Source organism: Sandarakinorhabdus sp., from assembly GCF_040398645.1.
Taxonomy (GTDB): Bacteria; Pseudomonadota; Alphaproteobacteria; order Sphingomonadales; family Sphingomonadaceae; genus Sandarakinorhabdus.
On record NZ_JBBATR010000029.1, the window covers coordinates 4,172 to 15,024 of the forward strand.

The following is a 10,853-nucleotide window of genomic DNA, read 5'->3' on the forward strand; positions in this document are numbered from 1 at the left end:
GCCACAACCTTGACTGTGGCCACCAGCGCCTTTGCGCCAATGATGAAGCAATGAGACACAGGATCACCTCCTTTCAGTTGTTGAACAAGAATTGCAGTGTCATGGAGATTGGCAATGATCGCAAGCGGAAATATCGCGCAGCTGCGCATTGGCATGCCGAAACGGATGGAGGGCGCGGCGCGGGCTTCGGCCTATTGGCGCCAGCCCGTCACGGTGCCGGTGGCGGTGGATAGTCTGGGCCTTGACGGCGACCGGGTCGGCAACAACCGGGTGCACGGCGGGCCGGAAAAGGCGATTTATGCCTATCCATTGTCGGGTTATGCGGGCTGGCAGGCGGATTTTCCGGCGATTGCCGCGCAATTCGTGCCGGGCGCGATGGGCGAAAATCTGGTGGTGGATGGCCTGGATGAAACCAGCCTGTGCCTGGGTGATGTCATCCGCTGCGGCACTGCCACGCTGCAAATCGCGCAAATCCGGGAACCGTGCAGCACATTTGCCGCCGCAATGGGCACAAATGCTGTGGTGCGGGCAATGGTGCGCACCGGCCGCTGCGGCTGGTATCTGCGCGTGCTGGAGGCTGGCATGATTGCCGCCGGGGATGGCCATGATGTGATCGATCGGCCCAATCCGGCCTGGACTATCCGCCGGTTCACGCCCATCGCCGCCGGGCTGGCGGGCACGCAGGAGGAACTGGCGGAATTGGCGCTGCTGCCCGGCCTTAGTGGTTATTGGCGGACAAAGCTGGATCGCCGGCTGGCGGCAGATTTGCGCGGGACGCCCTGAGCGCGCGATATTCGAGCACGGCAACAAGGGTTGCGCCCAGCATGAACGGGATGAAAGTGTACAGCAGGCGGAACAGCGCAATCGCCGCCAGCACGCCCGCCTTGTCGGCGTTCGGCATCAGGCCAACCACCACCAGCTCGAACACCCCCAGCCCGCCGGGCGCATGCGCCAGCGCCCCGGTCACCATGGCGACGGCATAAATGACCAGAAAGGTGAGCAGATCCGGCACACCGGCCACAGGCGTCAGCAGGATGTACAGCGCCCCGCCGGCCAGCGCGAGATCGATGGTGCCGATGGCAATTTGTTGCAGCGTCTGTTTGCCGTTGGGCAAGGCAAAACGGAAGCGCCAGAGCTTGAAATCATGCTTCCAGAAGGTGGTCAACAATGTGTAGGCCACGACCCCGCCGAGCAGCAGCGCGCCAGTCCATTCCTCAAGGCCCTGCGGCACCCAGGCGCGGATCGGTTCGGCCAGGCCCGGCGACACGATCAGGCCGATGCCGGCGACGAAGATGATGCCCAGCCAGAATGTCCAGCCGCACAGCAGGATGATCATGGCGATATCAACCGGCTTCACGCCGACACGGGTGTAGATGCGGTAGCGGACCGTGCCGCCAGTAAGCACCGTGACACCAAGCGTGTGGCTGATGGTGAAGCTGGCAAAGCTGGCGGCGGCCAGGGTGGGCCAAGCGATCTTGTAGCCAAGATGCCGGGTGGCAAACCAGTCGTAACCGATCAGCACGACATAAGAGAGATAGGTAGAAATTGCTGCAAAGACAATGAGATGGGTCGGAGTCGCTTCAACTTCGGCCATCACCTGTGCCAGCGTTACCTGGCCGGCAATCTTGTTCAGGCCCCATGCCGCCAACCCGAGCACCACCAGCCCGACGCCTGCACCAGCCCAGCTTTTCCAGTTGGCCCGCGGCCGCTGGTCTTGCCCGGCGTCCACCTCTTGCTTTGCCGAAACGCCCAGACGCCTGATCCTTCCAACAACGGTGGGCCCGGAGGGACTCGAACCCCCAACCTAGCCGTTATGAGCGGCCAGCTCTAACCGTTGAGCTACAGGCCCCAACCGATTTCCAGCGGTTAGCCGATGGTTGCGGATTTGGGAAGGCCAACCGGGCGCGAGAAACCGGCGCGTGGTCGCAGGACAAAAAAAGGGCCGGATGCACATGATGCATCCAGCCCTGAAATTTGGCCCGGAACGGCGCCGGGGGGGAGTGGCGCGGTCCGGGCTGGCGCTGCTGCCTCAAGGGGGAGGAGAGGCAGGTGGCCGACCGAGTGCGCTGCAAGGGAGGGGAGGAGCAGCGGACCCGGGGTTGCCGCTGTCGCGGCGACAAATGTGATCTACGCTTTTTGCCGGCATATTGCAGTGCACAAGATTGCGAGGCAGCCATGCAACCACAGCATAGCGGCAGATTGCAGCACCGGAGCTGTGCTGCTCAGGGATCGAGGGCGGCGCTGGTCATGCGCAGCAGCAGGAAATCCCGCAGGGCCGCAATGCGAACGCTGCGCCGCAGCTCGGCGGGATAGGTGAAATAGGTCTTGAACACCGGACCTTCGATGGCGGGCAGCACCACCTGCACCAGCCCGGATGACCGGATCAGATAGGTGGGTAGCGCCGCAATGCCGGCGCCGGCTTCAACGGCCTGGAGCACGCCATGGCTGTTGTTGATGGTGAGCGCGGCGCTGCGCGGATGGCCTTCGTGGCCGAGTTCGAGGATCCAGTTGATGCCTTTGAGATACTCGGGCGCCGCGTCGCCATAGGCAATCAGGCGGTGCGAATCGAGATCGGCGATGGTTTCCGGCTGGCCGTGGCGGGCGATGTAATCGGGGCTGGCGACCAGATGATGGCGGATGCCTGCCAGCGGCCGCTGCATCAACTCGCTCTGGAACGGGCGGTGAAAGCGGATGGCGACATCGGCTTCGCGCTTGGCGAGATCGAGATCGGCATCGGTCAGCATAAGATGCACAGAGATATCGGGATAAAGATCGAGGAAATCGCCCAATTGCCGGGCCAGCCAAGTGGAGCCAAACGAAACCGTGGTGGTCAGGCGAATGGTGCCCGTCGGGCGATCGCGGCTGGCATCGATGGCCTGCGCCGCCTTGTCGATGCGTTCGTGCATATCTGCGGTGGCGGCGCGCAATTGTTCGCCTTCGTGGGTCATCGCCAGCCCGCGGGCATGGCGGTGGAACAGCTTGGCGCCCAGGCTTTCCTCCAGCGCGGCGATCTGGCGGGACAGGGCCGGCTGGCTCATGTGCATGCGGCGCGCGGCTTCGGTGAAGCTGCCCGCGTCGGCCACGGTATCGAACAGCCGCAGCTTTTCCCAATCCAGGTTGATGCCGGTCTGTGCCATGCGCGCTTCCCTTGCCTTGGCCCGTTCCTGTTGATCTAGCCGTGTGCCAGAAAGCGCTCCGCTTCCAGTGCAGCCATGCAGCCCATGCCAGCTGCCGTCACCGCCTGCCGGTACAATTTGTCCTTCACATCGCCCGCCGCAAACACGCCGGCCACGCTGGTGGCCGTGCTGTCGGGCGCCGTGATCACATAGCCTTCGTCATCCATGGTGACCTTGCCGGCAAACAGCGCCGTGGCCGGCACATGCCCGATGGCCACAAACATGCCGTCCACCGCCAATTGCCGCGTGCTGCCATCGCGGGTGTCCGACAAGGTGATGGCCTCCACCTTCAGCGGCGTTTCGGTGCCGTGCACATCAGTAACTTCGCTGTACCAGTGGGTTTCCACCATGGGATTGTTCAGCAATCTGGCCTGGTTGGTCTTGTCTGCCCGCAATTCGCCGCGGCGGTGGATCAGGTGCACCTTGCTGGCAAATTTGGTCAGGAACAGCGCTTCTTCGACGGCGGTGTTGCCGCCGCCAACCACAGCGACCTGCTTCCCGCGGAAGAAAAACCCGTCGCAGGTGGCGCAGGCCGATACGCCAAAGCCGCGATAGCGGGTTTCCGTTTCCAGCCCCAGCCAGCGAGCTTGCGCGCCGGTGGCGATCACCAGCGTGTCGGCGGTCCAATGCTGGCCGCTGTCGGTCATCACGGCAAAGGGCCGGTTCGACAGATCGACATGGGTGACGATGTCGATGATCACCTCGGCGCCGGCATGTTTGGCCTGCGCCTCCATGCGCAGCATCAGATCGGGGCCCATCACGACCGTGTCGCCCGGCCAGTTTTCCACTTCGGTGGTGATCGTCAACTGGCCGCCCGGCTGCAAGCCCTGCAGCAACACCGGCGCCAGCAGCGCCCGCGCACCATAAACAGCCGCAGTGTAACCGGCGGGGCCAGAACCGATAATCAGCATTCTTGTGTGACGCGGCGTGTGATCGGCGGGCATTTGGGCAAATCTCCTGTCGGCGCCTGTGTGCGCGCCGTGCTTGGGTCTGACTTAACCGGATTTGCCAATATTTCCAGCCCGGCGGGTTGGCACGGGCACTGAGCGCGAAACGGGGCCAGCAAAACCTGCCCAAAGCCATCCGCATCTTGCGCAGTTGTGAAATAATGTTATTAAATATGGCCAGTAAAGCTTGGAGTGTTGCTCTTGGTACACCGCTCACGCCTGCCCATCGACGATATTGACCGGGTGATCCTGCGCAATCTGCAGGCGGAAGGCCGGGTGACCAATGTCGATCTTGCCACGCGCGCCGGCCTGACAGCGCCGCCGTGCCTGCGCCGGGTGCGTGCGCTGGAAGAAGGCGGTGTCATTCGCGGCTATCATGCCGATCTTGATTCGGTGGCGCTGGGCTATGGCATCACGGTGTTTGCCATGGTCAGCCTCAAGAGCCAGGCGGAAGCCGATTTGCGCGCCTTCGAAGACCACGTCGCCAGCCTGCCGCAAGTGCGGGAATGCCATATGCTCAACGGCGAGATTGATTTCATTCTGAAGGTGGTGGCGCACGACCTGCAGGAATTTCAGCGTTTCCTGACCAGCGAGTTGACGCCCGCGCCCAATGTCGAAAGCGTCAAGACCAGTTTCGTGATCCGCACGTCCCTGTCGCAGCCTGGCGTACCGGTGGATTAACCGGGCTGACGCCCTGATGCTGCACGTTTTGCGGTCAACAGCGGCACCAGCACCAGGCCAGCGAAAAATCCACCGATGTGGCCAGCAATCGCCAGTTGAAAACCCGGCCCGTTCATCACCAGTCCGGCCAGCAGCTGGAACGCCGTCCACGCGGCCGCCAACCCAAGCCCGCGCATCAGTGGGTTCTGGTTGCCGCGCGAGCCCAGCATCGCCTGCGCGCCGATCAACGCCGAGATCGCGCCGGATGCGCCGACCGTCGGCACAGTGCTGAGCGGCGAAACCGCCCATTCGGCCGCTGCCGACGCCAGGCCGCCCACCAGATACAGGACCGCCAACCGGCGCGGGCCAATCAGCGGCTCCAGCAGATTGCCCATGGCAAGCAGCATGATCATGTTCATGGCCAGATGCAGCCAGCCGCCATGCAGGAACAAATGTGTGAACAGCGTCGCCAACGCCGGCAGCAGCGCCGTGGTCCCGTCAAGCGCCATGCTCAGCCGAACGGGGATCAGCCCGGATTGGCCAAGCGCCTGGTTGGTCACCGCCGGCCCGGCCAATGCCAATGCGACTGCTACGGCCACATTGGCCAGCAGCAGCAGCCGGGTCAGGTAGGGCGCAGGCGGTGCGTTCAGCTGTGGCATGGCATAGTCCGGCGACGTATCAGATGAATGCAATATTATCGATCTGATAGTATTTGTCGCCTGACGGCGTGTGCACTTCCACCTCGTCACCAACACGACGGCCGATCAAGGCCTTGCCGAGCGGCGATGAAAAACTGATGCGGGCCGATTTTACGTCGGCTTCGTGCTGCCCAACGATCTGGTAGGTCACCGGCTTGTCGGCCTCGTCCTGCAATTGAACGGTGGCGCCAAACACCACACGGTCACCCGAAAGCTGCTTGGGATCGATCACGACGGCGCGCGCCAGCATGTCTTCAAATTCGATCACCTGGGCTTCGATCTGGCCCTGCCGCTCCTTGGCAGCATGATATTCAGCGTTTTCCGAAAGATCGCCGTGGGCACGGGCTTCCTCGATGGCTTGCACCACCGTCGGCCGCTCGGTTTCCTTGAGCTGCTTGAGCTGCACCAACAGGTACTGATGACCTGATGGCAGCATGGGCACCTTTTCCAACGTCGCCATGGCTTTGCACTATCCTGATAATCGGTTCGAAACAGCGGCAGGGCCAACAAATCATTCGCTGGCCCGGCCAAGACACGCCAAACGCAGCGCGTCAGGGGACGTGATGATAGGATTGAAGTGGCCGCACTTCAAGGGATTGTCGCTGCAATGCCGCAATCGCTGCCACAGCCGCCCGGCTTGCCGGCGCTGTGGTGTAATAGGGGATGCGGCCATACAGCGCCGATGCGCGGATCGATTGGCTGTCCATCAAGGATTGCCGGCCTTCGGTCGTGTTGAAGATCAGGGCGATGTCACGGTCCTTGATGCGATCTACGATGTGTGGCCGGCCTTCGGCCACCTTGTTGACCAGGGTGACCGGAATGCCGGCAGCCTGCAACACCGCTGCGGTGCCCTCGGTGGCGACCAGCATGAAACCCATGGATACCAGATCGCGCGCGGCGTCGATCATGTGCGGCTTGTCGCTGTCCTTCACCGAAATGAACACGTTGCCGGCATTCGGGCCAGCTTCGGGCAGGCGCGTCGAGGCGGCCAACTGGCTTTTGGCGAAGGCGGTGGCGAAATCACTGTCGATGCCCATCACCTCGCCAGTCGATTTCATCTCGGGGCCGAGCACGGGATCGATGCCCGGGAAGCGCGCAAACGGGAACACGGCCTCCTTGACGGCGATATGATAGCCGACATTGCGCGGCCGCAGATCGAAACCGGCCAGTTTTTCGCCGGCCATCACGCGGGCAGCGATCTTGGCAACCGGGATGCCAGTGGCCTTGGCCGTGAATGGCACGGTGCGACTGGCCCGCGGATTGACCTCGATCAAGTAGACATCGCCGTCCTTGACGGCAAACTGCACGTTCATCAGCCCAACGACGTTCAGCGCGCGGGCAAGCACCGCCGTCTGCCGTTCGATTTCGGCAATGATATCGGCGGGCAGGCTGTAGGGCGGCAACGAACAGGCACTGTCACCGCTGTGCACGCCCGCTTCCTCGATATGCTCCAGCACGCCGGCCACATACACATCGGTGCCATCGGCCACGGCATCGACATCCACTTCGATGGCATCACGCAAATAGCGATCGATCAGCACCGGTGAGGTGCCCGACACCACTACGGCTTCGCGAATATAGGTTTCCAGCTGGGCGCGGTTATCAACGATCTCCATCGCGCGGCCGCCCAGCACATAGGACGGGCGCATCAACACCGGATAGCCGATGGCTTGCGCCACCTTCACAGCTTCTTCGGCGCTGCGAGCGATGCCGTTGTCGGGCTGTTTCAGGCCAAGCTCAGTGATCAACGCCGCAAAACGCTCACGGTCCTCAGCCAGATCGATACTGTCCGGGCTGGTGCCCAGGATCGGGATGCCCGCCGCCTGCAGGGCCGCCGCCAGCTTGAGCGGGGTTTGCCCGCCAAGCTGCACGACTACGCCAACCAGCTCGCCATTCTTTTGCTCGACATGCAGGATTTCAAGCACATCCTCGGCGGTCAACGGCTCGAAATACAGCCGGTCCGACGTGTCATAATCGGTGGACACGGTTTCGGGATTGCAATTGACCATGATGGTTTCAAAACCGGCGTCACCCAGCGCGAAACAGGCGTGGCAGCAGCAATAATCAAATTCAATGCCCTGGCCGATGCGGTTTGGCCCGCCGCCCAGAATGACGATCTTCTGTGAGACGGTTGGCTGGCTTTCGCAGTCGGGTTCGCCAAAGCTCGGCGCTTCGTAGCTGCTATACATATAGGGTGTTTTTGCCGCAAATTCGCCTGCGCACGTGTCGATACGCTTGAACACCGGGCGCACATTCAGGGCGCGGCGCACGGCCGACACATCCGCTTCGCTGCGCCCCGTCAGCGCGGCCAACCGCGCATCGGAAAAGCCCATGGATTTCAGCCGCCGCACACCGGCCGCGTCCGTGGGCAGGCCATTTTCTGTCACGCCGCGCTCTGCCTCAACCAGTTCCTGCATCTGGCGCAAGTACCACGGCTCGAATTTGGCGATCTGGTGAATACGTTCCACGCTGATGCCGGCCCGCAAGGCATCGGCCGCGATCAGCAGCCGATCCGGCGTTGGCAGCGACAGCGCTGCTTCGATTTCCTCGTTGGTAGCCCCGCGCAATTCGGGCACTTCATCAAAGCCGGTCAGCCCGGTTTCGAGGCCGCGCAGCGCCTTCTGCACGCTTTCCTGCCAGTTGCGGCCGATGGCCATCACCTCGCCCACCGATTTCATTGCGGTGCCCAGCAGCGGCGCGCTGCCCTTGAACTTTTCAAAGGCGAAGCGCGGGATCTTGGTCACGACATAATCGATAGTCGGTTCAAACGAGGCCGGCGTGGCGCCAGTGATGTCGTTCATGATTTCATCAAGCGTGTAGCCAACCGCCAGCAGCGCCGCGACCTTGGCAATCGGAAAGCCGGTGGCTTTCGAGGCCAGCGCCGAAGACCGGCTGACCCGTGGGTTCATTTCGATGACCACCAGCCGGCCATCCTTGGGATTGACGGCGAACTGAACGTTGGAACCGCCCGTTTCCACACCAATTTCGCGCAAGCACGCGATGCTGGCGTTGCGCATGATCTGATATTCCTTGTCGGTCAGCGTCAGCGCCGGCGCCACCGTGATGCTGTCCCCGGTGTGGATGCCCATCGGATCGACATTCTCGATCGAGCAGATGATGATGGCGTTGTCGGCGCGGTCGCGCACCACCTCCATCTCATATTCCTTCCAGCCCAGCACCGATTCCTCGACCAGCACTTCGGTGGTCGGGCTGGCATCCAGGCCGCCGGTGACGATGCGAATAAATTCCTCGCGGTTATAGGCGATGCCGCCGCCGGTGCCGCCCATGGTGAAGCTGGGCCGGATGATCGACGGCAGGCCGACATGTTCGAGCGCCGCCAGCGCTTCTTCAACATTGTGCGCAATGCGGCTGATCGGGCTTTCCAGGCCGATCTTGTCCATGGCATCGCGGAACTTCAGCCGGTCTTCGGCCTTGTCGATGGCTTCGGCGTCGGCCCCGATCAGCTGCACATTGTATTTTTCCAGCGTGCCATCGCGGTGCAGCGCCAGCGCGGTATTCAGCGCGGTCTGGCCGCCCATGGTCGGCAGCACTGCATCCGGGCGTTCCTTGGCGATGATCTTGGCAACAATCTCTGGCGTGATCGGCTCGATATAGGTGGCATCGGCCAGATCCGGATCGGTCATGATCGTCGCTGGATTGCTGTTGACCAGGATGATGCGATAGCCCTCGGCCTTGAGCGCCTTGACCGCCTGCGTGCCCGAATAATCAAATTCGCATGCCTGGCCGATGATGATCGGGCCAGCGCCAATGATCAGGATGGATTTGATGTCGGTGCGTTTGGGCATCAGTCAGCAAGTCCTGTTTCAGCGTGGCAGCCCCAGCCATCAAATTCAACGTCATGAAGAATCTCGATTTCCAGCGCGCGGCGCGTGAGCGCGGAGATGGCTTCGCGGTCGGTTGTGCTGTCGATCTGCAAATCGGCTGCCCAATCGCCGTCCTCATATTCGGCATAGCCCAAAAACTGGAAGCCCAGGGTTTCGGCATTGCCGGCCAGCATCTCGATATTGGTCTGTGAGCCTTTGAAGTGCAGATCGATTCCGCGCACGATGTTGGCGATATCGCCATTTTCCGCCAGCGCGGTCAGCACATCCTCGTTGGCTTCCAGCTCTTCGGCCAGCTGTTCGGGATCGATTCTGACAATCGTCACGCTTCGGTCTCCTCGGCAACCGGCGCGAGGCCAGCGACGAATTTTTCAAACAGATACTGGCTGTCCTGCGGGCCGGGGCTGGCTTCAGGGTGATATTGCACACTGAACGCCGGGCGATCGGTCAGCTCTAGCCCGGCCAGCGTGCCATCAAACAGCGATATATGGGTGGGCCGCGCCGTGGCGGGCAGCGTGCCCGTGTCCACCGCAAAGCCATGGTTCATCGATGTGATCTCGACGCGGCCATCGCTCAGCCGCTTGACCGGGTGGTTGGCGCCGCGGTGGCCCTGCGTCATCTTCACGGTGGTAGCGCCCACGGCCAGCCCGAGCAATTGGTGGCCCAGGCAGATGCCGAACAGCGGCAGCCCGGCATTCAGGATTTTCTGGATGGTCGGCACCGCATGCACGCCGGTGGCGGCCGGATCGCCGGGGCCATTAGAAAGGAAAATCCCAGCAGGCTGCAACGCCATGATCTCATCAAAACTCGCGGTGGCCGGCACCACCGTAACGCGCGCGCCTGCGGCGACCAGATTGCGCAGGATGTTGCGCTTCATGCCATAATCGATGGCCACCACATGCGGGCCGGCGGGATTGCCGCTGTGCACTGCATAACCGCCGGCCAGCGTCCACAGGCCATCATCCCAGGCATAATCTTGCGTCGTGCTGATCACGCTGGCCAAGTCCATGCCTTCCAGGCCCGGCCAGCCGCGCGCCTGGCTGAGCAGGTTCTTCACATTGAACTGCCCGGCGCGGTTGTGGGCGATCACACCGTTGGGCGCGCCGCCTTCGCGGATGCGGCGGGTGAGCGCGCGGGTATCGACACCGGAAATCCCGATGCGGCCCCATTTCTTCATCCAGTCATCGAACCGGCGCTGCGACCGGAAATTGGCCGCCGCCGTGACTGGCTCCCGCACCACGCAGCCCAGCGCGTGCGGATTGGCCGATTCGATGTCGTCGTTGTTGGCACCCACATTGCCGATGTGCGGAAAGGTGAAATTGATGATCTGGCCGGCATAGCTGGGATCGCTCAGCACTTCCTGATAGCCGGTCATCGCCGTGTTGAAGCAGACTTCGCCAACGGCTGCGCCCTCAGCGCCAAAGCCGTGGCCCCAGATGACGCTGCCATCAGCGAGCACCAACACGCCGGTCGCGCCTTTGGGTTGGACAGGCGCGGTGGCGAGGGCCATGCAGTGATTCCCTTGGTTTT

General features: G+C 62.5%; 10 protein-coding genes and 1 tRNA gene. 2 read left to right on the forward strand and 9 right to left on the reverse strand.

The window, feature by feature from the left end; all coding sequences use genetic code 11:
• Positions 1 to 153: 153 nt before the first annotated feature.
• Positions 154 to 783, forward strand: a complete 630-nt coding sequence (locus ABWP50_RS08325) for an MOSC domain-containing protein (protein ID WP_353217534.1) — start codon at positions 154 to 156, stop codon at positions 781 to 783.
• Here the strand turns inward: ABWP50_RS08325 and ABWP50_RS08330 are convergent.
• From ABWP50_RS08330 to trxB, 4 genes are all read right to left on the reverse strand, one after another.
• Positions 719 to 1,729, reverse strand: coding sequence for a lysylphosphatidylglycerol synthase domain-containing protein (locus ABWP50_RS08330; protein ID WP_353217535.1), 1,011 nt, complete (start codon positions 1,727 to 1,729; stop codon positions 719 to 721). The two genes, ABWP50_RS08325 and ABWP50_RS08330, sit on opposite strands and share 65 nt — an antisense overlap.
• 47 nt (positions 1,730 to 1,776) lie before the next feature.
• Positions 1,777 to 1,849, reverse strand: a tRNA-Ile gene (locus ABWP50_RS08335).
• Between the two features lie 373 nt (positions 1,850 to 2,222).
• A complete protein-coding gene (locus ABWP50_RS08340; RefSeq protein WP_353217536.1) occupies positions 2,223 to 3,137 on the reverse strand; it encodes a LysR family transcriptional regulator in 915 nt (304 codons plus the stop codon).
• A gap of 35 nt (positions 3,138 to 3,172) precedes the next feature.
• Positions 3,173 to 4,120, reverse strand: a complete 948-nt coding sequence (trxB, locus tag ABWP50_RS08345) for a thioredoxin-disulfide reductase (protein ID WP_353217537.1) — start codon at positions 4,118 to 4,120, stop codon at positions 3,173 to 3,175.
• Positions 4,121 to 4,324: 204 nt separating this feature from the next.
• Between trxB and ABWP50_RS08350 the strand changes: the two genes are divergently transcribed.
• On the forward strand, positions 4,325 to 4,804 hold the full coding sequence (locus tag ABWP50_RS08350; protein WP_353217554.1) for an Lrp/AsnC family transcriptional regulator: 480 nt from the start codon (positions 4,325 to 4,327) through the stop codon (positions 4,802 to 4,804).
• Here ABWP50_RS08350 and ABWP50_RS08355 read toward each other — a convergent pair.
• The 5 genes from ABWP50_RS08355 to carA form a co-directional block, all read right to left on the reverse strand.
• Complete coding sequence (locus ABWP50_RS08355) at positions 4,801 to 5,442, reverse strand: rhomboid family intramembrane serine protease (RefSeq protein ID WP_353217538.1); 642 nt, start codon at positions 5,440 to 5,442, stop codon at positions 4,801 to 4,803. The two genes, ABWP50_RS08350 and ABWP50_RS08355, sit on opposite strands and share 4 nt — an antisense overlap.
• A 19-nt stretch (positions 5,443 to 5,461) precedes the next feature.
• Positions 5,462 to 5,941 carry a transcription elongation factor GreA gene (gene greA, locus ABWP50_RS08360; protein ID WP_353217539.1) on the reverse strand — a complete coding sequence of 160 codons (480 nt, stop codon included), beginning with the start codon at positions 5,939 to 5,941 and terminating at the stop codon, positions 5,462 to 5,464.
• 91 nt (positions 5,942 to 6,032) lie between these two features.
• Entirely contained in the window at positions 6,033 to 9,287 is a 3,255-nt protein-coding gene (carB, locus tag ABWP50_RS08365) for a carbamoyl-phosphate synthase large subunit (RefSeq protein ID WP_353217540.1), read from the reverse strand.
• Complete coding sequence (locus ABWP50_RS08370; protein ID WP_353217541.1) at positions 9,287 to 9,649, reverse strand: ribonuclease E inhibitor RraB; 363 nt, start codon at positions 9,647 to 9,649, stop codon at positions 9,287 to 9,289. Before ABWP50_RS08370 ends, carB begins: the two co-directional genes overlap by 1 nt.
• Positions 9,646 to 10,833 (reverse strand): glutamine-hydrolyzing carbamoyl-phosphate synthase small subunit, encoded by a 1,188-nt coding sequence (gene carA, locus ABWP50_RS08375; protein WP_353217542.1) that lies wholly within the window; start codon positions 10,831 to 10,833, stop codon positions 9,646 to 9,648. The genes ABWP50_RS08370 and carA overlap by 4 nt, the downstream gene beginning before the upstream one ends.
• Positions 10,834 to 10,853: the final 20 nt, after the last annotated feature.